The organism is Rhizobium sp. L1K21, assembly GCF_024055895.1.
In the GTDB taxonomy this organism is placed as follows: domain Bacteria; phylum Pseudomonadota; class Alphaproteobacteria; order Rhizobiales; family Rhizobiaceae; genus Ensifer_A.
Map to the genome: position 1 here is coordinate 478,312 of NZ_JAMXLE010000001.1, position 23,203 is coordinate 501,514.

The following is a 23,203-nucleotide window of genomic DNA, read 5'->3' on the forward strand; positions in this document are numbered from 1 at the left end:
CAACGCTGGAAATATGTCCGGACAGTCTCAGGCGGGGAGGTCGCGCGTTAGCGCTTCCATGGAACCCATGCGATCGCCGGGAAGCTTCATGGTCATGCAAGTGCCTTTTGCGACATATTTCCAGGAATTGCCCTGGTAATCGACTTTCGAGGTGCCGGCGCAGGTGGTGCCGGGGCCGGCAGCGCAGTCGTTCTGGCCAGCCAGTGCGACACCGTAGCATTTTTCCTTGGCTTCATCTGCCGCCGCCGGGCCGGCGATGAAAGTGGTCGCGGTAACAGCAAGGGCAACGGCGCTGGCCAGCGTGGAAGCGTTTAGAATCGTTTTGGTGGACATTTTCAATCTCCTCAGATGTTTCAAATTCCGCTGTGTTTGCGGGCCGGGGCGGGTCTGTGCGTCCGGTGAGAGAAACATCCATGACTTTCTGATCAATTGAAAATCAACGGAGCGTTATTGATGTTCAAACAAGCGTGAGGCGCGCGTGAAGAGAACGCGCCTCACGCTGTCTGTAACCAGGTCCTGACCCTAATTCAACGCGTCCACAAAGCGGGCGACATCGGCGCTCTCCGTGGCAAAGGAGGTGACCAGGCGGATCAAGACATCATCATCTTCCATCGCGTCGTAGACGTTTTCCGGCACGCCGTGCCAGTCATAGAAGACAGCGCCTTTTTCGCGCAGTTCGGCTGCCTTGGCCTTTTTGATGATGGCGAAGACCTCGTTGGACTGGGTGGGCCAGGCAAGTGAACTGTGATTGCTGGCTTCGAAGCCGGCCCGAAGCATGTCGGCCATGGTATTGGCGTGGTTTGCCATTTCCAGCCAGAGCCCGTCTTCGAAATAGGCGTCGAATTGGGCGGCGATGAAGCGGGTCTTGGAAAAGAGCTGTGCGGACTGCTTGCGGATGAAGGGAAGCTGTCGTGCATCATCCGGGTTCATGAAGACGATCGCCTCGGCGCACCAGCAACCGTTTTTCGTGGCGCCGAAAGACAGGATATCCACCCCGCGCTTCCAGGTCATTTCCGCAGGCGTGGTCCCAAGTGCCTGCATGGCGTTGGTCAAGCGCGCCCCGTCCATGTGGAGTGGAACCTTGTATTTTTGCGCGATAGCGGCCATCGCCGATATTTCATCGAGCGAATAGACAGTACCGCTTTCGGTGGCCTGGGTGATGGTCACAGCCATGGGCTGGCCGGCGTGAATGAATTCGGGCGGCACAGACTTGATGGTGCGCTCCAGCTGTCTTGGGCTGATCTTGCCATCAGGACCATCAACCGGCGCGAGGCGGGCAGCGGAGGAGAAAAATCCAGGGGCTCCACATTCGTCCATGAAGACATGCGCGCTTTCGTGGCAGAAAATAACGCCGCCGGGCCGCCCCACGCTTGCCAGCGCCAGGGAGTTGGCGGCCGTGCCGGTGGAAACGAAGAAGACGGCCACTTCGCGTTCGAAGATTTCGTTGAATTTCGCCTCGACTTTCTTGTCGAGCGGGCTTGCGCCATAAGCGGGTGCAAAGCCGCCTGCCTCGGTGGAGAGCCGGGATGCGATCTTGGGATGGGCGCCCGCCCAATTGTCGGATGCGAAGAACATATGCGTTTCCAATGGTTGGCTGGAGGAAATGTGAACTCTTGTGAGAGCATTGTGGATGGCGGCGGGATGTTCAAGTTTTTCTTGTGGCAAAGGGCATTCTGAAACGGGAATCAGCAAGTTTTCAAAATATTCGATCTCCGTTTTGTAACGATATTTCCCAAACGCATAAGAAATTGAAATTTCCAGCATTTTCGCGTTAATAATTTATGCTGCAGCTATTGCAGTGAAGCCCCGTTTCTGGCATAGAGCGCAGGAAATAGGACAGTCTTGCTGTCCTATATCGGCCTTGAAGCGTATACGGGCTTGAAAAACCCGGCTAACCTGACAAACAGGACTTTAGCCGTCCGCGCAAAGCGGTCAAGTCACCGGAAGCGGTAACAGTATCAAGGCAATCACGTGTCGTTCTGCCGCATGTTGAGGCGCGGCGGGACTATGCGGCCACGAGGCAGATATGTAATAAAGATGAGGGGCGCGCCCTTAAAGTGCGCTGTCCAATATGCACCAACGTCCGCCAGGTTTGCGGACATGTTCAGGAGAGGAAAGGATGACGCAAATGACGCCATCGCAGTATTCGGATCGTGTGACCGCCAACAACGCTGACGTTGTGGCGAAAACGACGACTTTCCCGAATGGTCTTCCTCCTAAACAGGGGCTTTACGATCCGCGCAACGAGCACGATGCCTGCGGCGTCGGCTTTGTGGCGCATATGAAAGGCCAGAAGTCTCACCAGATTGTCAAAGACGGGCTTTTCATGCTCGAGAACCTGACGCACCGCGGTGCTGTCGGGGCGGACCCCCTGATGGGCGATGGTGCGGGCATGCTGATCCAGATTCCTGACCGCTTTTTCCGCGAGGAAATGGCAGCGCAGGGTATCACGCTGCCGAAGGCCGGAGAATATGCTGTTGGTTATCTCTTCATGCCGCAGGATGCAGATCTGCGTCAGCACCTGAAGGATATCATCAGCGAGGTCGTTGTGAGTGAAGGTCAGGTTCTGATCGGCTTCCGCGATGTGCCGGTTGATAATTCCTCGCTTTCCAAGGCGCCCGATATTGCTGCGACCGAACCCTACCATGTTCAGGTTTTCATCGGCATGGGCAATGGTGTTGCCACGCAGGAGGAGTTTGAGCGTCGCCTCTTCACACTGCGCAAGGTGATTTCAAACCGCGTTTACGCCGAGGCAGAGGGACGCGACAACGGTTTCTATTTCGTGTCGCTGTCATCCACGACGGTGGTCTACAAGGGCATGTTCCTGGCCTATCAGGTGGGTGCCTATTACAAGGACCTGCAGGACGAGCGCTTTGAATCGGCCGTTGCACTGGTGCACCAGCGTTTTTCGACCAACACATTCCCATCCTGGAAACTGGCGCACCCCTATCGCATGGTGGCGCATAACGGCGAGATCAACACGCTGCGCGGCAACGTGAACTGGATGGCTGCGCGCCAGGCGTCTGTTTCCTCGCCGCTCTTCGGTGACGATATTTCCAAGCTCTGGCCGATCTCCTACGAAGGCCAGTCAGACACGGCCTGCTTTGACAATGCGCTCGAATTTCTCGTGCGCGGCGGCTACACGATGGCGCATGCCGTCATGATGCTGATCCCGGAAGCCTGGTCCGGCAACCAGCTGATGAACGAAGAGCGCAAGGCGTTTTACGAATATCACGCGGCCCTGATGGAGCCGTGGGATGGGCCGGCGGCGGTCGCCTTCACCGATGGCCGCCAGATCGGCGCGACGCTGGACCGTAACGGTCTGCGCCCGGCACGCTACATCGTGACCTCGGACGACCGTGTGATTATGGCGTCTGAAGCCGGTGTTCTGCCGGTGGCGGAAGACAATATCGTGAAGAAGTGGCGTCTGCAGCCCGGCAAGATGCTGCTGATCGACATGGAAGAAGGCCGCATCATCTCTGACGAAGAGGTGAAGTCGCAGCTTGCTGCCTCGCACCCTTACAAGGAATGGCTGAACAAGACGCAGCTTATTCTGGAAGATCTGAAGCCAGTTGAACCGCGCGCTCTGCGTCGCGACGTGTCTCTGCTCGACCGTCAGCAGGCCTTCGGTTACACCAGCGAAGACACCAAGATCCTGATGTCGCCCATGGCCACGACCGGCCAGGAAGCCATCGGCTCAATGGGGACGGATACGCCGATTTCGGCCATGTCGTCGAAGTCGAAGCTGCTTTACACCTATTTCAAGCAGAACTTCGCGCAGGTGACCAACCCGCCGATCGACCCGATCCGCGAAGAGTTGGTGATGAGCCTTGTTTCGTTCATCGGCCCGCGCCCGAACATTCTCGACCATGAGGGTGCCGCCCGCGACAAGCGTCTGGAAGTGCGCCAGCCAATCCTGACCAACGGCGATCTTGAAAAAATCCGCTCGATTGGTCATACCGAGGACCGTTTCGACACCAAGACACTCGATTTCACCTATGATTCCGAGCTTGGCGAAGAAGGCATGCCGGCGGCCATCGACCGCTTGTGTGAGCGGGCCGAAGCGGCTGTGACCGGCGGCTACAACATCATCATCCTGTCTGACCGCCAGATCGGGCCTGACCGGATCGCCATCCCGGCGCTTCTGGCAACGGCTGCCGTTCACCATCACCTGATCCGCAAGGGGCTTCGCACCTCCGTGGGCCTGGTGGTTGAAACCGGCGAGCCGCGCGAAGTGCATCACTTCTGCTGTCTTGCAGGCTATGGCGCAGAGGCGATCAATCCCTATCTCGCATTCGATACGCTGATCGACATGCATTCCAAGGGCCAGTTCCCGGCTGAAGTTTCTGCGGATGAAGTGGTGACCCGCTTCATCAAGGCGATTGGCAAGGGCATCCTGAAGGTTATGTCCAAGATGGGCATTTCCACCTATCAGTCCTATTGCGGCGCGCAGATTTTCGATGCTGTCGGTATTTCGTCCGAATTGATTGACCGCTATTTCTTCGGCACCGCGACAAAGATCGAAGGTATCGGCCTTTCGGAAATCGCTAAGGAAACGGTGGATCGCCACCGGGCAGCCTTCGGCAACGACCCGCTGCTGGCCGGAACGCTGGACATTGGTGGCGAATATGCCTTCCGCAAGCGTGGCGAAGAGCACGCCTGGACGCCGGATGTTGTGGCATCGCTGCAGCATGCCGTTCGTGGCAATTCGCTGGACCGTTACAAAGAGTTTGCGGCGCTGACCAACAAGTCGGCGCTGAAGATGAACGCGATACGCGGTCTGTTCACGCTCAAGACGGCGGAAGATATCGGTCGCAAGCCGGTGTCTATCGACGAAGTGGAATCGGCAGCCGAAATCGTCAAGCGGTTCTCCACGGGCGCGATGTCCTTCGGTTCGATCAGCCGCGAGGCGCATACGACGCTTGCCATTGCCATGAACCAGATTGGCGGCAAGTCAAACACCGGCGAGGGTGGCGAAGAGGCCGAGCGCTATCTGCCGCTTCCCGATGGCAGCCTGCCGAAGGAACGTTCTGCGATCAAGCAGGTGGCATCCGGTCGCTTTGGCGTGACGACGGAATATCTCGTCAATGCCGACATGATCCAGATCAAGGTGGCGCAGGGTGCCAAGCCCGGCGAGGGTGGTCAGCTGCCCGGCCACAAGGTGGACGCGACCATTGCCAAGACCCGCCACTCGACCCCGGGTGTGGGCCTGATTTCGCCGCCGCCGCATCACGACATCTATTCGATTGAAGATCTGGCGCAGCTGATCTACGATTTGAAAAACGTGAACCCGGCTGCTGATATCTCGGTGAAGCTGGTGTCTGAAGTGGGCGTCGGCACGGTTGCGGCTGGTGTTGCCAAGGCACGCGCCGACCACATCACCATTTCCGGTTATGATGGTGGCACGGGTGCTTCGCCGCTGACGTCGCTGAAGCATGCGGGTGGTCCGTGGGAAATCGGCCTTGCCGAAACCCATCAGACGCTGGTGCTGAACGGTCTGCGTTCGCGCATCGCGCTGCAGGTTGACGGTGGTCTGAAGACTGGCCGCGACGTGATTGTTGGTGCGCTTCTGGGTGCCGATGAATTCGGCTTCTCGACAGCGCCGCTGATTGCGGCTGGCTGCATCATGATGCGCAAGTGCCATCTGAACACCTGCCCGGTGGGCGTTGCCACACAGGACCCGGTTCTGCGCAAGCGCTTCAAGGGTGCGCCTGAGCATGTGATCAACTATTTCTTCTTCATTGCCGAGGAAATTCGCGAAATTCTCGCGTCCATGGGCTTCACGAGGCTGGATGAGATCATCGGCCAGTCTGACCTGCTGAACAAGGAAGATGCGATTGAGCACTGGAAGGCCAAGGGGCTCGACTTTACGAATATCTTCCACAAGGTGCCAGCGCCGAAGGAAGCGACTTACTGGACCGAGCGCCAGCATCATCCGATCGACGACATTCTGGACCGCAAGCTGATTGCGCAGGCGATGCCCGCACTTGAAAGCAAGCAGCCGGTGGCCTTCAGCGTCGATATCAAGAACGTTGACCGTTCGGCTGGTGCAATGCTGTCAGGCGAAGTGGCCAAGCGTTACGGCTTCAAGGGCCTGAAGGAAGACACAATCGACGTGACACTGAACGGCACGGCGGGACAGTCTTTTGCAGCCTTCCTGGCAAGCGGCGTGACCTTCCGCCTCGTGGGCGACGGCAATGACTATGTCGGCAAGGGGCTTTCGGGCGGCAAGATCATCGTGCGTCCGCCGGAAGATACGAAGATCGTTGCCGATCAGTCGATCATCGTCGGCAACACGGTTCTCTATGGCGCGATTGCCGGTGAGTGCTATTTCAACGGGGTTGCGGGCGAGCGCTTTGCCGTTCGAAACTCCGGCGCGGTGGCTGTCGTTGAGGGCGTGGGTGACCATGGTTGCGAATATATGACGGGCGGCATTGTCGTCGTCCTCGGCGGTACGGGGCGCAACTTCGCAGCCGGCATGTCCGGTGGCGTGGCCTATGTTCTCGATGAGGACGGCACGTTTGCCAAGCGCTGCAACATGGCCATGGTGGAGCTGGAGCCGGTGCCGGAAGAGGATGATATCCTTGAAAAGCTGCACCATCACGGTGGCGACCTGATGCACAAGGGACGTGTTGACGTGTCCGGCGACATGACCCGCCATGACGAAGAGCGTCTGGTGCAGCTGATCTCCAACCATCTGCATTACACCAATTCGGAGCGCGCAAAGCACATTCTGGACCACTGGACGGAATACCGTCCGAAGTTCCGCAAGGTTATGCCGGTTGAATACCGTCGTGCGCTTGAAGAAATGGAACGCATGAAAATGGGCGTTGCGGCGGAGTAACGGTTTGATGATTGTTACGACGACCAACACCATAGAAGGGCGGGAGATTGCCGAATACAGAGGCATCGTCACGGGCGAGGCCATTCTGGGTACGAATATCTTCCGCGACCTTTTTGCCGGTATCCGCGATCTCGTCGGCGGGCGTTCGGGGGCTTACGAACAGGTTCTCAGGGAAGCCCGCGAAACGGCGCTGAGAGAGCTTCAGGAAGAGGCCGCCAAACTTGGTGCCAATGCCGTGATCGGCGTGGATATCGATTATGAGAATATTTCGACCGGCTCCAGCGGTTCGATGCTGATGGTTTCAGCATCCGGCACTGCTGTCATTGTCCGGTGATGAGGGAGTTAAGATGGGTAAGGTAACAGGTTTTCTGGAAATAGATCGTCAGGTGGCCAAATACCAGACGGCGTCGGATCGCATCCGGCATTTCCGCGAATTTACAATTCCCATGTCGGATGCCGAGGTGCAGAAACAGGCCGCACGCTGCATGGATTGCGGTATTCCCTTCTGCCATGGCGATACGGGCTGCCCGGTTCACAACCAGATCCCCGATTGGAACGATCTGGTCTATAACGGCAACTGGAAAGAGGCGATCCGCAATCTCCATTCGACCAACAATTTCCCGGAGTTTACCGGCCGCGTTTGTCCCGCACCGTGCGAGGACGGGTGCACGCTGAACCTTGAAGATATTCCCGTCACCATCAAAACCATCGAGCAGGCAATTGCCGACAAGGCCTATGAGATGGGCTTTATCGTGCCGCAGCCTGCCACGGTGAAAACCGGCAAGCGTGTTGCCGTCATCGGTTCGGGTCCGGCAGGCATGGCAGCCGCACAGCAGCTTGCGCGCGCAGGCCATGATGTTCACGTTTATGAGCGCGAATCCAAACCGGGCGGTCTGCTCCGTTACGGTATCCCGGATTTCAAGATGGAGAAAAACTTCATCGACCGCCGTGTGGAGCAGATGCAGGGCGAGGGTGTGACCTTCCATTGCTGCTTCAATGTCGGCTTGGACATCACCGTTGAAAAACTGCTCGCCGAACATGATGCCGTGCTTTATTGCGGCGGCTCGGAAACACCGCGTGAAGCCGGAATTCCAGGCGTGGAACTGGGTGGCGTTCACGACGCGATGCCCTATCTCGTGCAGCAGAACCGTCGCGTGGGCCGCGAAAATATCGAAAGCGTGGCCTGGCCTTCTGATCCGATCCTGGCTGGTGGCAAGCATGTCGTGGTCGTCGGTGGCGGCGATACCGCGTCCGACTGCGTGGGAACGGCTTTCCGTCAAGGCGCGGTCAGGGTGACGCAGCTTGATATTCGTCCGCGCCCGCCCGAAAAGGAAGACAAGATGGCCGTGTGGCCATTCTGGCCTTCGAAGATGCGCACCTCCAGCTCGCAGGCTGAAGGTGCTGTGCGTGAGTTCCAGGTCGGTACGCTGGAATTCGTTGGTGAAGATGGTCACCTCACCGGCGTCAAGTGCGTGCAGGTGGACGAAAAGCGTCATCCGATTGCCGGCACGGAATTCATCATCAAGGCCGATCTCGCTTTCATCGCCATCGGTTTCCGTGGCCCGATGGAAGAGGGGGTGCTGAGCGAACTTGGAGAGAAACTGACGATCAATACAGACCGTCGTGGCTCCAAGAATGTTGTTGCCAATACCGATGACTACAAGACCTCGGTCGACAAGCTGTGGTCGGCGGGCGACGTTCGCCGCGGTCAGTCACTGGTCGTCTGGGCAATCCGCGAGGGCCGTCAGGCGGCTCGTGCCATTGATGAGGCGCTGATGGGCAAGACCGTATTGCCGCGCTAAACCAGTTTATTCTTCAACTGTAAAGGCCGTTTCGGGAAACCGGAGCGGCCTTTTACTGTTTGGGCGTGGCGACATCTTCAGGCTCAACCGTCTGAAGTGCCTGCGGCTTGTAATAATCTGCGCGACCTTCGGTGACAGGTCCGGTATAGCCATTTTCCAATAGCCGCCTGAGAGGGCTTGTGGCCGCCAGTTCCGGCGCGGGGCCGCCCAGCAAAGTGTCACTGCCGTCAAAGGCGGGATCGGTGATTGAAATCGGGTCGGTGCGCACCAGTTCGGGATTGTTGGCCGGCGTGAAGAACTGCAGATCAGGCAGATTGGACAAGGGAATACCGGTGAAGTTTTCGGACGTGGCATCGCCCAGAATGCGGCGGATGAATCGCTCCACATAGAAGGCCTGTTTGCGCCGGCCCGATGAGGTGAACCCGAGCCCGTCGGAGGTGCGAAGGCGCACCTGCTGGCCGTCAATATCGGAGCCGGAATAGGCGAACTTACCCTCTTCATCCACAAACCCATCCCAGATATCGACATAGGTGGCGTCGTTCTTTTCAGACCATTTGCGGTAAATGGAGTTGAGCGTGACCATGTCTGCGGTGAAGGCGTTTGAACGGAATGACGGCAGGCCGGTCCACAAAAGCGGGATGTTGCGTTGCTTGGCAGCCGTCATGATCGTCTTGATACGGGCTTCGTAGTTCGTGGTCCATTCCGGCGTGCGAAAGCTGTAGGTGTTGCCATCGACGGACATTTCCTGCCGGTCGTTGGCGCCGACGCTGATAACGGCAACGGCGGGCTCAACTTCGTCAAGCAGCTTGGGAAACTCCACGGGCCAGTCGTAATAATCCTGGCGCACAAGGCCGGATGATCCTTTGGTACGATTGTCGATGACGATGCCCGGCGATGTTTCGAAAGCCTCTTCAAGCCCTTTCGCCAGCGTTCCAGCCATGAAGTCTCCGACAACCAGAACGGTTTTTGCGTGCTCGACCTTTTCTGGAACTTCAACCGCTTGAGGGGCGCTGCGGCTTACACTTCTCTGTGGCTTGACCCGCGTCTTCTTCGGCGGAGGTTCCTTTTTTCCCTTATTGCCGAAGAGAAGTTCAATCAGCGTCTGCGGTTTGCGCTTCTGCTCCTGTGCTGCGGCACTGGATACCGTGGCCGCCAGATAAAGGCAGGCCAATGCGGCCACTGCGATGGTGGCCGCATGCTTTTGGACTGAAAGAAAACGCCAGAATTTCATGCGCCTTGTCCGTTCTGCACGATTGCCTGTTGCGATATCGAGATCCTCAATGACGTAAAACGTCATTGAGGTAAAGACATGGCGCGGGGCTCCGTCAGGACACAATCACAAGATTCAGCGCAAATGCTCCAAAAGCGCCTTGGACGGTTCGCTGTCGACCTTCAGGCCCTTACGCTTCTGAAACGCCGCGATGGCCGCTTTCGAGCCGCTACCCAGATTGCCGTCGACTTCGCCCTGATAGTAGCCGAGTGCCTTGAGGCGTTCCTGGATTTCGAACTTCTCTTCGACATCCAATGCGCCTGCAGGGCGGGGCCATTTCTGCACCATACCGGGATAGCCGGACAGGCGGTCGGCGAGAAGACCCACAGCGAGCGCATAGCTGTCAGACTGGTTGTATTTCTTGATAACGAAGTAGTTGCGTGTCATCAGGAAGCCCGGGCCGTTTTCACCGGCGGGCAATTTCAGAACGGCACGTTCGTTGTCGAGGCGCAGATCGCGACCGTTGGGACGTTTGAAGCCCAAGGCCTCCCACTGGGAAAGCGTTTTGGTCTGCCCTGAATATTTGGCGCCGCCGCGCGGTACTGCGACTTCATAGCCCCAGGTGCGGCCTTCACGCCAACCATTCTTGTGCAGCAGGTTGGCCGCGGTTGCCAGGGCATCGGGAATGGAATTCCAGATGTCGCGCTTGCCGTTGCCATCGGCATCCGTGCCGTACAGCAGATAGCTTGTGGGGATGAACTGCGTATGGCCCATGGCACCCGCCCAGGAACCGGTGAGATTGGCGCGCGAAACATCGCCCGCCTGCAGGATTTTCAGCGTCGCAATCAGCTGGCTGCGGGCAAAATTGGCACGCTTTGGATCGGCATAGGCCAGCGTTGCCAGTGCGCGGGGCACGTAATGCAGGCGCTCGCTGCTGGCGAGGACTGCCCCATAGTTGGATTCCATCGACCAGATCGCCAGAAGCACATAGCGGCTGACGCCGAAGTGGGTTTCGATGGCTTTCAGCGTGTTGAGATTGCGTGCAGCAATGTCGAGGCCGGTCTGGATGGTGTAGGGGTTGACGCGCGAATCCAGATAGTCCCAGATGGTGGTCGTGAATTCCGGCTGGTACTGTGCCTTGCGGATGACATCCGGATCGGGTTCCGTAATCCCTTCAAACGCATTGACATAGGTGGTTCTGCTGATCCCGGCCTTTGCAGCCACGGGATAGAAATTCTGAATCCAGTTAACAAATCCGCTGTCTGCGTTTGCCGTACCCGCGCCCAGCAACAGGGCAGCGCAAAGGGCTGCGCACCGTGCTGTCATGCTGTGTTTTGCTGAGTTTGGCTTGTCGGTCATTGCTTTGTCCATTAGTTTGATTCAACTTCTGGACGGGTTAGCCCGTCACATACACAAACTGTAAACGCTTAGGGTCAACAAATTCTTTACCATTCTTTTTCTTTTGTCACATTTTGGGGCATGTCTTAGTGTTTGTTTTATCACGACATGCTTGATAGCGTTATCCTTGAATATGTTTAGATTACGAGGCCCTTGATGAGTGACCGCCCGAAACTTCGAAAAGCCGTTTTTCCTGTTGCCGGGTTTGGAACCCGCTTTCTTCCCGCCACCAAGGCGGTTCCCAAGGAAATGATCACCATCGTGGACCGGCCGGTTCTGCAATATGTGGTGGATGAAGCCATGGAAGCCGGCATCGAACATTTCGTGTTCGTGACCGGGCGCAACAAGGGCGTCATCGAGGACTATTTCGATATCCAGTTCGAACTGGAAAATACGCTCAAAGCCCGCAACAAGAAGGCTGAGCTTGAAATTCTCCAGTCGCTGCGCCCCATGGCCGGGGGCTCAAGCTTTACCCGCCAGCAGGAGGCGCTCGGGCTTGGTCATGCTGTGTGGTGCGCGCGCGATATCGTGGGCAATGAGCCTTTTGCCCTGCTTTTGCCGGACATGCTGTTGAAGTCCGAAAAGGGCTGCCTGAAGGGCATGGTTGAACTTTATGAGAAGACCGGTGGGAATGTCGTGGCTGTTGAGGCCTGCGATCCCGAGATGGCATTCAAATATGGTATTGTCGGTATTGGCGAGGAACTGGATGGCGGCTTCCGCATCACGGAAATGGTGGAAAAGCCTGCGCCGGGAACGGCACCTTCAAACCTCTTCATCAACGGCCGCTACATTCTTCAACCGGAAATCTTCAAGCTTCTGGAAACCCAGGAGCGTGGTGCTGGCGATGAAATCCAGTTGACGGACAGCATGCTCAAACTGGCCAAGAACCAGCCTTTTTATGGCTATCGCTTTGAAGGTACGAGCTACGACTGCGGCTCGAAGGAAGGTTTCGTTCTGGCAAACGTTTCCTATGCGCTCGACCGTCCCGACATCCGCGACAAGGTCGGCGCGGATTTGAAGGCCGTCCTGTCGCAGTTGAGCTGAGATTCCCGATCAGCGTTTGAGGGTGACACCCGCCATGAAGGTCATGGCGTGGTAACCCGCGCCCGACGTGTAGCGGTCATATTGCCAGGTCGTGTCTCCGGTGACATCGAGGTAGCGGCTGACCTTCCAGGTCAACCCGGCGCCGGCGGTTATAGAGCGTGAATCTGTCGAATTGCTGGCGCTGTCATAATCGTTGAAGCCGACACCGCCAGTGAGACGGGCGACGAGACGCCTTGTGACTTCCTGTGACACAGAAGCGGAAAAGGTTCTGAGTACATAACCGGATGTGCCGGCGGTGGTGGACGGTTTGATGCTGGTTGACGTGCCAAGCGTAATATCTGTGCCGCGTTGCGGCGACCAGGTAAGGCTGCCATCTACCGAAAGGGCAGAGATGGCATCCAGACGCGCGTCAGCATAGCGCATTTTTTCGTAGCCGCCAGATATCTCACCCTTCAGCTTTTCGCCAAAGTCGGCTTCCAGGCCCGCGCGGATTTTCCAGCCAGCCGAATCGCGGGCATAGCCGCTCGAATCCGTCTTCTGATCGTAATAGGTGCGGGAAATGGAGCCCTCGACAAATGGTGTCAGGACCGGTGAAATCTGATAGCCCAGCCGCAGGGCCAATGTGCCCGTGTTGGCGTCGCGGTCGCTGCGCGACACAGTCGTTCCATTGGAAAATTTTGCATCTCCGTAAACTGAGCGCAGGCCATCTGCCGAAAGCGTGCCCTTCAACCGACCGATGTCGTGCTCCACGCTGATGCCCGCGTTGAAGGTGTGAACAGGCGACTGGGTGCTGGCGCCGGACAATGAATTGGGGTCGGTGGAGCTTTCACGCTGAAAGTTGTAGCCGCCGTCCAGCGTTGCAGTCGTGTTGCGGGAGACATCAAGCCTCAGTTCGGCATTGAGGTTCAATCTCGGGTCTTCACTGCCCGTTCCGGCAATGTTCTTCTGGATGAGGCCGGAGCCTTCAAGTCTCAACTGATGACGCAACCAATCCGACGTCAAGGTTCCCTTGAGCTCGGTCTCGGAATAGGTGCGGCTGGTCTTGGTTTGTCCTGTCTGGGTGCGTTCGTGCCCGAGGCTCTGGCGCAGGGAAGGGCGGAAGACGGCTGTCCCCAGGCGAATGCCCGGTGCTTCGTCATCGCCAATACTGCCGGTGCGGCCCGCATCGACCTTTGAGGCTGCCGGATTGAGGCGACCTTCAGAGGCAGTCAGCGTATCATCTGAAATGGCGGGATCACCGTTTCCAGTGATTTGTGATTGATCGGGCGATGCGCTGGAAAAGGCGTCGTCCGTGGCCGGTGCACCGCCGCCAAAGTCGCTTTGAAGCTGGTCTGGCGGAAGACCGCCGGCTGCAGGATCGGCAAAGATCGTTTGTGCCTGGGCAACGTGCGGGTTTGCGCCGGAGACAAAGACCAATGAGGCAAGCGAACAGGCAACCAAGCCTGTCTTCGTCATCAATCGGTTTTTGTCAGTGGAATTCTTCATTGACGACGCATGCCAGACTGGGTGGAGCCCGGTTTCTCCGGACGCTTGCCGGTGCACACAATCAAGGCATCATAGGCCTGGATTCCGTTTTCCGGTTGTTACCCGAACGTAAAGCTTTGTGGTTAACGCTTTATTGATTTTGTGTTCAAACCTTTGGCGATGACTGAACGGAGGTTGTTATCCGGCATCACATTCAATAAGAGCATAAACGCGAAAATCGCCAGACATATTGGATTGCGGCCCCCACGCTACGGCGTTTGGCCGGCAAGTGGTGAAAGACAATGATCGGCAAGATTACGAAGTTCGATGGACCCAGGGTGACGGCGTCGGCGCTGCGCACGCTCGAAATCGAGAAAGACGGGCTGGCGGCGCTCAGCGATGCCTTTTCCGGCGTGCTTGCCGAGACCTTCGGTGATGCAGTCGAGTTGATCGGGCGGCTGGAAGGCAAGGTCATCGTAACCGGCGTGGGCAAGAACAGCCATATCGGCGCGAAAATTGCCGCCACGCTTGCCTCAACGGGAACGCCGGCATTTTTCGTGCACGCTGCGGAAGCCAATCATGGCGATCTGGGCATGATTACAGCCAATGATGTGATCCTGGCGCTTTCGTGGAGCGGGCAGACAACGGAATTGCAGGGAATTATCGCCTTTTCCCGGCGTTTCGATATTCCGCTGGTCGCGATTACGGCGGGTGAAACTTCAGCGCTTGCGATGGCTGCCGATATCGTTCTTCTGCTGCCGAAGAAGAGCGAAGCCTGTCCGCATGGGCTTGCGCCCACGACATCGGCGCTCATGCAGCTTGCCATTGGCGATGCGCTTGCTCTTTCGCTTCTTGAAGCGCGCGGTTTCACGCCAGAGGATTTCAAGACCTTTCATCCCGGCGGCAAGCTGGGAGCCGTGCTCACCCATGTATCCGAGGTCATGCACACGGGAGATGCAATCCCGCTGGTCAAGATCGGCACGTCCGTGCCCGAGGCTGCCATGGTTCTCTCCCACAAGCGCTTCGGCTGCGTGGGCGTCGTTGACGAGAACGAGCGCCTGCTCGGGATCATGACGAACGGCGACATTGCGCGGCATATGGAAAAGCCGCTTCAGGGCGTCGCGGTCGAAACGATCATGACGCGGACGCCGAAGACGATCCGTCCCGACACGTTGGCCGTGGCAGCCATGGCCATGCTGAACGATCACAATATCTCGGCGCTTCTGGTGATGGGCGGTGACGAAAAGGTGGTTGGAATCGTCCATTTCCACGATCTGTTGCGCATCGGCGTTGCCTGAAAACAGCAGGACTTTGCTCAGACGGTCTCGACAACCTCCACGACCAGATTGGTGCCTTTGCTAGATACAATGCGGACGCGGCTGCCCGCCGGCAGGTCCGGGCCGTTCACCAGCCACACCGTGTCATCGAGTTTGATGCGCCCCTGGCCTTCGGAAATGGCTTCGACAAGAACAGCCGTTCTTCCCACAAGGCCATCGGTGCGGCGATTGAGCATGGGTTCGTCGGTTTCGGTGTTAGAATTGTAGAAGTAGCGCCGGCCGATGATCACGCAGCCGAAAGACAGGGCTGCAAACACCAGCAGCTGAATTTCCCAAGACCATAGATTTTGCGACCAGACGAGCAGCGATACGGCTCCGGTGATGATGGCAGCGGCACCGATCCACATGAGAAAAACGCCGGGAACGGCGAGCTCCAGAATGAGCAGGACCGCTCCCAATACCCACCACACCCACGGCCCCAGATCACGAACCAGAGAGGCGATCATCGCTTAGCTCTCCGTTTGAAATGGATTGACCGGTGGGGCGGGGCGGCGCGGCGCTCTTTCGGGTGCTGCTGCCGGACGTTGTGGCGGCACGTCACCGCCGTTTGGGCCGAAAACCTCCTTGGCAATGGCTCCAATGCCGCCCAGCGTGCCGACAAGCGAAGAGGCTTCGATGGGCATGAGAACCACCTTGGAATTGGTGCCCGTGCCGATGGCCTTCATGGCTTCGGTGTATTTCTGCGCCACGAAGTAGTTGATGGCCTGAACATCGCCTGCAGCAATGGCCTCGGAAACGGCCTGCGTTGCCTTTGCTTCGGCTTCGGCCAGGCGTTCGCGGGCCTCGGCTTCGCGGTAGGCGGCTTCTCGCTTGCCTTCCGCCTCAAGGATAGCAGCCTGTTTGGCACCCTCAGCGCGCAGGATCTGCGCATTGCGCGCGCCTTCGGCTTCCAGTACCTCTGCGCGCTTTTCACGCTCAGCCTTCATCTGACGGCCCATGGCCTCGACAAGGTCCTTCGGCGGCTGAATGTCCTTTATTTCGACGCGGGTGATCTTGATGCCCCAGGGCTTGGCTGCCTCGTCGATAACACGCAGCAGTCGCTCGTTGATGGCGTCACGGTTGGACAGGAGCTCATCAAGGTCCATGGAACCCATGACCGAGCGGATGTTGGTCATGGTGAGGTTTAAAAGCGCGAGCTCAAGATCGCGCACCTCATAGGCGGCCTGCGCTGCGTTCAAAATCTGGTAGAAGGAGACCGCGTCGGATGAAACGCTGGCATTGTCCTTGGTGATGACTTCCTGAGTGGGAACATCAAGCACCTGTTCCATCACGTTCAACTGCTTGCCAACCCTATCGATGAAAGGGACAATCAGGTTGAGACCGGGCTCGAGTGTGCGGGTGTAGCGACCGAAGCGCTCGATCGTGTAGCGGTGGCCTTGCGGGACAATCTTGATGCTGGCAAACAGGATCAGTATTGCCAGCAGCACGAGTGCCACCACTGTGATATCGAAACCGGTGAATGGCATTTCAGCCTCCCTCAAATATGTTGAACCGATCCCACGATCGACGTTTTATATTTGGGGTAAATTCACCGCCATTACAATATTTTGGCGCACGAACCGGCTATTATACCCAGCCCTGCAATTCGCGCCGCACCACCGTCTCCAGAACGTTGATGCCTGCCGGGGTGTCGTTGAGGCAGGGAATGTGCGCGAAATTCTCGCCGCCATTATGGTGGAAGGTCTCTGCGGCCTCGACGGCGATCTCTTCCAGCGTCTCAAGGCAATCGGAGACAAAGCCCGGATTGATGACGGCGATTTTCTTAACGCCTTCCTTTGCCAGCTTTTCTACCGTTTTGTCTGTGTAGGGCTGCAGCCACTCTTCCGGCCCGAAACGGGACTGGAAGGTGATCTGCAGCTTCTTTTCATCCCAGCCGAGCTTTTCGCGCAGAAGCCGTCCGGTCTTCTGGCAATGACAGTAATAAGGGTCACCTGCTTCGAAATAGGATTTCGGGATACCGTGGAAGGAGGTCAGAACGACCTCGGGCTCCCAATCCAGCGTTGCCAACTTCTCGGTGATGGAATGGGCCAGCGCGTCGATATAGGTGGGGTCATCATGATAGGGCGGCACGGTTCTGATGGCTGGCTGCCAGCGCATCTTCTGCAGTGCATCGAAAGCCTTGTCGTTCACGGTCGCAGTCGTTGAGGCGGCGTATTGCGGGTAAAGCGGGAAGATGACGATCTTTTCGCAACCCTGTTCCTTCAATGCATCCAGCTTCGAGGCAATGGATGGCTGTCCGTAACGCATGCCCCAATCGACGACCACGTTTTCATGGTCCTTGAGACGTTCGGCCAGAATATCCGACTGCGAACGGGTGTAGGTGCGCAGAAAGCTCTCGTTCTTCTCATTGTTCCAGATCGACTGGTAGGCCTTGCCGACCCTGCCCGGGCGCGTGTTCAGCACAATGCCGAAGAGGATGGGGTACCAGAAGAAGCGCGACCATTCGATGACCCGCTTGTCGGTGAGAAATTCCTTGAGATAGCGCCGCATGGATTTGTAGTCCGTGCCATCGGGCGTCCCCAGATTGACGAGCAGCACGCCGACCTTGCCGTGTTTCACGCGTGGGTGGTTGTCTGGCATTGCTGCGTTCTTCATTCTTCCGTCCTGTTGCTTTCTAGTGGGGGTGCATCCGACCTGTCCTGCATATAGAAACAGGCCGCACCAAATCCAGCCATAATCAAGATCAATTTACGAAAATTGTGATGGGACGGATCAGCCCGGTTGCGCAAAAAAGTGCGGCCAGCCGGGCTCGAATATCAGAACTTGCGAACCTTCATGAAATTGACGGCATTGCCGGCAAACCGCATGGGATCGACCTGCGTGTCGGTGGAAAAACCTGCAGCGTAGACCACTTTGGGCTGGGCGCGCATGACGCGGCTGACAAAGCGCGGCGCCTTGACCGGCTTGGTCTCCATGGCAACGCTCTTGGTGGAAAGTGCCCATTGGGCAACCAGTTCCGGCGTGAGCTTGGGCTCGACGCGCATTCCCGTTCTATTGGCCGCGCTGGCGTCGTTCTCGCTTGGCCTGCCGCCCTTCTTCGGGGCGAGACTGCTGGCGGCTGACGCTGCAAGATCATCGGGTGACGACGGCAATGCCGCAAGCCTCAGTGCTGAAGGCTGTTCGGGTGCGGCAAGTGTTTGCGCATCGTTGCCGACCTGACCTGCAAGCGAGCGTGTCAGCGGCTGCGCTTCATCTACCTCCGGTGAGAGAAGGGCAACCTCTGTTGCCTGCTCTTCTTTCTGCTTTGGCTCTTCTGCACCGATACGATTCAGGAGAGCGGCCAACTCGTCGCTGCTTCTTTCGTCTGCACCTGCGGTTTCGGCGGCAGCAATTTCTTCATTTGGTCGAAACTGCGGCTGAGGAAGCCTGCTGGCGTCGATATTGGCTAGCTCGAATTCCGCTTCGCCGGGCAATTTACGCTCGCCAAGCAGCTCTGGGAGCGGAACCTTCAATGTCGAAAGATCAGCAAATTCCGGTTGCCCAGGGTTTGGCTGCGGCACGGCTGCTGCCTCAAGGGCTTCCAATGCGGGATTCTGCTGCGGCGGCACAAGGGCTGTAGCGATAGCACCGTTGTCGGGTTCTGCGCTGAAGGCTGGCCGGGCGCCGGGAACGGGCGCATCAAAATTCTCTACGCCGGGCAAGGCGGTCGCCACCTGTTGCGGTGGTGCAGCTGGTCTTGCAGCCGCCGGGGCCGGAGCGGGCTCTGCCGAGGCGACAACCGTTTCGCTGGACACGATGGATTCGGGTTCTTCGTCCTCGTCGCCACCGCCAAACAGAATCTGCAGAAGGTTCTTGCGCTTGCCGGATGTCTTGCCGGCGGAATCGGCCACTTCAACCGATGTGGCGCCGACGCGGCGTTTATAGTCTGCCAATGCGGCCTGATAACCCGGCAAAGGTTTTCCGTCCGGCGGAATATGCATCGTCTTGCCATCGGGGAAGAGGCGAACGAGATCCTGGCGCGAGGCCCGCGGCCATGCACGCACGCCGCCGACATCCATATGCACGAAGGGCGAGCCGGAGGTTGGATAATAACCAACGCCGCCAATCTGCAGCTTGAGGCCAATTTCGCGGAGCGTCTTCAACGGCACGCCGGGAATATAAAAATCCATCGCCTTGCCGAGAATGTGCTGGCTGTTCTTGGCAACGCCTTTGGAGCGCGATCTTAACATGGAGTTGGTCTGGGGCGCGCGATAGGCGGACAGAACGTTGATATATTCGTTGGAGCCGGTGCGCTGATAAACTTCCCAAATCAGGTCAAAAAGACGGGGGTCCATCCGGGTCGGTTCGTTGCGCCGCCAGTCGCGCAGAAAACGGTTGAGCTTCTCAAGGCCGGCCTTGTCGAACTTGCCGTTCCTCTTGAAGGTAATCGTCGCACGTTCACCGGTGTGAACATAATACAGTTTGAGGGAACGATTTGCTGCGTTTGCATCTGCGTTTGGTGCGAGGCCAGAGAGGAACATAAGGCACATTGCTGCGGCAAGCGCGGCCCAAAGCCTTTTAGCACCCGAGGGCTTCAATGAATTCGCGACCCCGCGTGCGTCGTTATGTTCCGAAAGACCATGCAAGACTGGCAAAAGTTTCCCCGTCAAATTATGGCGCCCCGCTACCCCATCTGCTTGGCAAATACGGTAACACAATGGCAGGCATGCCAATGTCCCTCACTATTTCTCATATAGTAAATAATTCGCCAACAAAAAACATTTGATTGCTGTTTTTGCCTGCCAAAGCACTGTTTTGTTAGCAGAGAAAGCCTTCAAGAGCATTTTTGCGAGGTCAATTTAAAACGAGGCTTGCGGCAGCAGCAAAAATACCTCCTTCCAATTTCTTGGTCAGCATTGGTGCTTATTTCGCGCCGCTCTGTCTTATGGCGTCCGGAACTTCGTCTGACACAACCTCTCGCTGGGCGGCCCAAGTCAGCAAGGCATCCAGAGCAGGGCATAAGGCCTGGCCCCAAACAGTCAGGCAGTATTCGACCTTTGGGGGGACCTGGTGGTGAACAATGCGGCGGACGATCCCGTCCTTCTCCATCTGGCGAAGCTGTTGGATCAGCATTTTCTGTGAGACTGCCGGAATTGCACGTTCGAGATCGGAGAAGCGCAGAACATGCCCGCCAAAGAGGTGAAACAGGATGATGAGCTTCCAGCGCCCCTCAAGGAGTTTGAGTGCGTTTTCAACGCCTTCGGCGGCGGATTCCGTTGTGTATTGGGAGGCCATACTTTTTCGTAAGTACCTTACTTTATTGTGTGTTCTTGTCTTTTTATGACGCTTAACCCATTTTCGGTCGGCAAACAAGTTTTACCCGGAGATTGATTATGTCTATTTCATTGCCCAAGCCCATAGCCGACTATTTCGCCGCCGATGCGGTCGATGGTGCGGCGGTCGCCAAATGCTTCACTGCCGATGCTGTGGTGATTGATGAAAAGCAGACTTATCAGGGACGCGATGCAATCGCGGGCTGGAAGACTGCGGCATCAGAAAAATACAGCTATGAAAGCGAGCTATTGTCCGTCGACGATCAAGGTGACAGCATTATTGTCACCGCACATCTGACGGGAGACTTTCCGGGGAGCCCAATAGACCTTCGCTACGTCTTCGCACTTTCGGGAGATGCAATCGCTCGATTGGAGATTGCGCCATGAGCTTTGCGCTAGGCCTGGAAGGACAGCGAGCCCTTGTGACAGGCGGCACGAAAGGCACCGGCGCAGCGGTGGTACAGGCTTTGACGGCCGCCGGTGCCCAGGTTGCGGCAACAGCCAGGAATGTACCCGAAAACGGCTCAAAGAGTGTCCACTATATTGCCGCCAACCTTATGAGCGCTGAAGGTTGTGCGAAAGTCGCCGATGAGATGCTGCAAACCTTCGGGGGTATCGACATCATCGTCAATATGCTCGGCGGATCGAGCGCGCCGGCGGGTGGTTTTGCGGCATTAACTGACGATGAGTGGCTGAAGGAGGTCGATCACAATCTCATGCCTGCCGTTCGGCTTGACCGTGCACTGTTGCCATCAATGATTACACAAGGTTCAGGCGTCATCATCCATGTGACTTCGATCCAGCATGAACTGCCATTGCCCGGCTCGACCTTGGCCTATGCAGCGGCAAAGGCGGCACTTTCAACCTACAGCAAGGGCCTGTCTAAAGAAGTGACGCCATTGGGAATAAGAGTGGTGCGCGTTTCGCCGGGTTGGATTGAAACCGATGGGGCAGTGGCGCTTGCCGAGCGGCTCGCCAAGGAGGCTGGTACCGACTATGAAGGCGGCAAGGCTATCATTATGGATTCTCTTGGTGGAATCCCGCTTGGGCGACCGACAAAGCCTGAGGAGGTCGCTGATCTGATAACCTTCCTGGCGTCTCATCGCGCAACGGCCATCACCGGTACCGAATATGTCATCGACGGGGGAACCGTTCCTACCGTTTGAGCTTTCAGCAAGGGGGTGCGCGATTTGTGTTATGGATTTTCGCGCAGCCTGCACGGGTTTAATGCGAAAAGCGGCTGCATGTTCTGCAGCCGCTTCTCAAACCATCGAGACGGTTGGTTTTTCTCCCTGATCAGCTTGCTTCTGCAAGCGGATGTTCGGGATCGATATTGTATTCTTTCAGCTTGCGGTAGAGCGTGGAGCGGCCAATGCCGAGCTTGCGGGCCACCTGGCTCATCTGGCCGTGATAGAATTTCAGGGCGAAGCGGATCAGTTCTTCTTCCACGTCGGCAAGGCGGCGAACATCACCAGCATCATCAAGGCTTGGAATGGCTTCCAGGTGCAGGCGTGCAGGAGGCTCGGTTGTCAGCTGAAGTCTGCTCTGGCTTGAGAAGTCCGGATAGACTTTCGGCATATCCCGCGTGGTGTCGCTTTTTTCGACGCCGCTCCAGTTGATATGGCCATCCTGCCGGATGGTGTAGCCGGGCACCTGAGGTGCGATCTGCGGGAAGTCGTCGATGTTGAGTTCGGGTCCGGCCCCGAGCACGGCGGCGCGGAAAATTGCATTTTCGAGCTGGCGGATATTGCCCGGCCAGTCGAAGGCCGTCAGCAGCGCCATGGTGCGCGGCGGCACGTTCAATGGGGTGGCAAGCTTCTGCTCGCGCGAGAAACGTTCGACAAAGGCGCGCACGAGAACCGGCACATCTTCCTTGCGCTTGCGAAGCGCTGGAATGTGGATCGGATAGACATTCAGCCTGTAATAAAGATCCTCACGGAAGCGACCGGATTTGACCTCTTCGATCAGGTCCTTGTTGGTGGCCGAGATGAGGCGCACGTTCACGCGCCGCGGCTGGCGTGCACCGACGGTTTCGATCTCGCCCTGCTGGATGGCGCGCAAAAGCTTGACCTGGACTTCGAGCGGCAGGTCGCCGATTTCGTCAAGGAACAGAGTACCCCCATCGGCCTCGGCAAATTTGCCGAGATGCTTTTCGTCGGCGCCGGGGAAGGCTCCCTTTTCATGCCCGAAAAGGACGCTTTCCACCATATTGGGCGGAATAGCACCGCAATTGACCGTGACAAAGGGTTTGCTGGCGCGTTCGGAGCCGGAATGGATTGCCTTGGCGACCATTTCCTTGCCGACGCCGGATTCGCCTTCAACGACGACTGGAATGTTGGAGAGGGCGGCGCGGCGAGAAAGGTCCATGACGCGGGCCATGGCAGGGCTTGCCGAAATGATATCGTCGAAGCGCACACTATCGGTATTCTTGCGGCGAGAACTGCGGGCGCGAATATTCTTGCCGTCAAGCTTGAGAGCATTGGCAATGGAGGAACCCAGGCGCTCGGGCGAAACCGGCTTGACCACAAAGTCGAAAGCGCCAGCACGCATGGCCTGGACCACAGTGTCGATACCGCCTTGTCCCGTCTGTACGATGACGGGAATATCGATGCCGGTTTCATTCAATGCATCAATGAATTCGAAACCGCCCATTTCCGGCATCATGAGATCGAGAACGACAACGTCGAGTTCATCGGAAAGCTTCTTGGCAAGCGCCAGCCCCTCGCGACCGTTTTCGGCCACATGGGCTTCGTAGCCGTGCCGTTCCACGGCATTTTTCAATAGTCGTCGTTGTACGGGTTCATCTTCAACAATGAGAATTTGCGGCGTCAACGTCTGGCCCTCTCTGCTTT

General features: G+C 57.4%; 18 protein-coding genes. 7 read left to right on the forward strand and 11 right to left on the reverse strand.

Annotated features, from left to right (window positions below; genetic code table 11):
* Positions 1–27: 27 nt before the first annotated feature.
* Together NHF56_RS02210 and NHF56_RS02215 are read right to left on the reverse strand one after the other, a co-directional pair.
* Positions 28–333: a DUF2282 domain-containing protein gene (locus NHF56_RS02210; protein WP_252801183.1), complete on the reverse strand. Its 306-nt coding sequence runs from the start codon at positions 331–333 to the stop codon at positions 28–30.
* 189 nt (positions 334–522) lie between these two features.
* Positions 523–1,575 carry a low specificity L-threonine aldolase gene (locus NHF56_RS02215; RefSeq protein WP_252801185.1) on the reverse strand — a complete coding sequence of 351 codons (1,053 nt, stop codon included), beginning with the start codon at positions 1,573–1,575 and terminating at the stop codon, positions 523–525.
* 553 nt (positions 1,576–2,128) lie between these two features.
* On the opposite strand from NHF56_RS02215, the gene gltB reads away from it, so the two are divergent.
* The 3 genes from gltB to NHF56_RS02230 are packed head-to-tail and all read left to right on the forward strand — an operon-like array spanning position 2,129 to position 8,646.
* Positions 2,129–6,844 carry a glutamate synthase large subunit gene (gene gltB, locus NHF56_RS02220; protein WP_373456280.1) on the forward strand — a complete coding sequence of 1,572 codons (4,716 nt, stop codon included), beginning with the start codon at positions 2,129–2,131 and terminating at the stop codon, positions 6,842–6,844.
* Between the two features lie 7 nt (positions 6,845–6,851).
* The gene (locus NHF56_RS02225) at positions 6,852–7,178 is read left to right on the forward strand and encodes a heavy metal-binding domain-containing protein (protein ID WP_252801188.1); all 327 of its coding nucleotides are present in this window, start codon (positions 6,852–6,854) and stop codon (positions 7,176–7,178) included.
* 13 nt (positions 7,179–7,191) lie between these two features.
* Complete coding sequence (locus NHF56_RS02230; protein WP_252801190.1) at positions 7,192–8,646, forward strand: glutamate synthase subunit beta; 1,455 nt, start codon at positions 7,192–7,194, stop codon at positions 8,644–8,646.
* Between the two features lie 52 nt (positions 8,647–8,698).
* On the opposite strand, the gene NHF56_RS02235 is transcribed toward NHF56_RS02230, so the two are convergent.
* Both NHF56_RS02235 and NHF56_RS02240 read right to left on the reverse strand, forming a co-directional pair.
* Positions 8,699–9,943 carry a DUF459 domain-containing protein gene (locus NHF56_RS02235; RefSeq protein WP_252801192.1) on the reverse strand — a complete coding sequence of 415 codons (1,245 nt, stop codon included), beginning with the start codon at positions 9,941–9,943 and terminating at the stop codon, positions 8,699–8,701.
* A gap of 48 nt (positions 9,944–9,991) precedes the next feature.
* Positions 9,992–11,182, reverse strand: coding sequence for a lytic murein transglycosylase (locus NHF56_RS02240; RefSeq protein WP_252801193.1), 1,191 nt, complete (start codon positions 11,180–11,182; stop codon positions 9,992–9,994).
* A gap of 228 nt (positions 11,183–11,410) precedes the next feature.
* On the opposite strand from NHF56_RS02240, the gene galU reads away from it, so the two are divergent.
* Positions 11,411–12,298, forward strand: coding sequence for a UTP--glucose-1-phosphate uridylyltransferase GalU (gene galU / locus NHF56_RS02245; RefSeq protein ID WP_252801194.1), 888 nt, complete (start codon positions 11,411–11,413; stop codon positions 12,296–12,298).
* Between the two features lie 9 nt (positions 12,299–12,307).
* Here galU and NHF56_RS02250 read toward each other — a convergent pair whose 3' ends face one another.
* Positions 12,308–13,753: an outer membrane beta-barrel protein gene (locus tag NHF56_RS02250; RefSeq protein WP_252801195.1), complete on the reverse strand. Its 1,446-nt coding sequence runs from the start codon at positions 13,751–13,753 to the stop codon at positions 12,308–12,310.
* 311 nt (positions 13,754–14,064) lie between these two features.
* Between NHF56_RS02250 and NHF56_RS02255 the strand changes: the two genes are divergently transcribed.
* Positions 14,065–15,060, forward strand: coding sequence for an SIS domain-containing protein (locus NHF56_RS02255; RefSeq protein ID WP_252801196.1), 996 nt, complete (start codon positions 14,065–14,067; stop codon positions 15,058–15,060).
* Between the two features lie 17 nt (positions 15,061–15,077).
* Here NHF56_RS02255 and NHF56_RS02260 read toward each other — a convergent pair whose 3' ends face one another.
* The 5 genes from NHF56_RS02260 to NHF56_RS02280 all read right to left on the reverse strand — a co-directional run bounded on the left by NHF56_RS02260 (position 15,078) and on the right by NHF56_RS02280 (position 20,313).
* On the reverse strand, positions 15,078–15,545 hold the full coding sequence (locus NHF56_RS02260) for an NfeD family protein (protein ID WP_252801197.1): 468 nt from the start codon (positions 15,543–15,545) through the stop codon (positions 15,078–15,080).
* 3 nt (positions 15,546–15,548) lie between these two features.
* Positions 15,549–16,565: an SPFH domain-containing protein gene (locus NHF56_RS02265; protein WP_252801198.1), complete on the reverse strand. Its 1,017-nt coding sequence runs from the start codon at positions 16,563–16,565 to the stop codon at positions 15,549–15,551.
* 100 nt (positions 16,566–16,665) lie between these two features.
* Entirely contained in the window at positions 16,666–17,694 is a 1,029-nt protein-coding gene (hemH, locus tag NHF56_RS02270; RefSeq protein ID WP_252801199.1) for a ferrochelatase, read from the reverse strand.
* A gap of 161 nt (positions 17,695–17,855) precedes the next feature.
* Positions 17,856–19,673: a DUF882 domain-containing protein gene (locus tag NHF56_RS02275; protein WP_373456238.1), complete on the reverse strand. Its 1,818-nt coding sequence runs from the start codon at positions 19,671–19,673 to the stop codon at positions 17,856–17,858.
* A 268-nt stretch (positions 19,674–19,941) separates the two neighbouring features.
* On the reverse strand, positions 19,942–20,313 hold the full coding sequence (locus tag NHF56_RS02280) for a helix-turn-helix domain-containing protein (RefSeq protein ID WP_252801201.1): 372 nt from the start codon (positions 20,311–20,313) through the stop codon (positions 19,942–19,944).
* Positions 20,314–20,411: 98 nt separating this feature from the next.
* On the opposite strand from NHF56_RS02280, the gene NHF56_RS02285 reads away from it, so the two are divergent.
* Positions 20,412–20,738: a nuclear transport factor 2 family protein gene (locus NHF56_RS02285; protein ID WP_252801202.1), complete on the forward strand. Its 327-nt coding sequence runs from the start codon at positions 20,412–20,414 to the stop codon at positions 20,736–20,738.
* Positions 20,735–21,517, forward strand: a complete 783-nt coding sequence (locus tag NHF56_RS02290; protein WP_252801203.1) for an SDR family oxidoreductase — start codon at positions 20,735–20,737, stop codon at positions 21,515–21,517. The genes NHF56_RS02285 and NHF56_RS02290 overlap by 4 nt, the downstream gene beginning before the upstream one ends.
* Before the next feature lie 130 nt (positions 21,518–21,647).
* Here the strand turns inward: NHF56_RS02290 and NHF56_RS02295 are convergent, their stop codons facing one another.
* Positions 21,648–23,183 carry a sigma-54 dependent transcriptional regulator gene (locus NHF56_RS02295; RefSeq protein ID WP_252804805.1) on the reverse strand — a complete coding sequence of 512 codons (1,536 nt, stop codon included), beginning with the start codon at positions 23,181–23,183 and terminating at the stop codon, positions 21,648–21,650.
* Between the last annotated feature and the right edge of the window lie 20 nt (positions 23,184–23,203).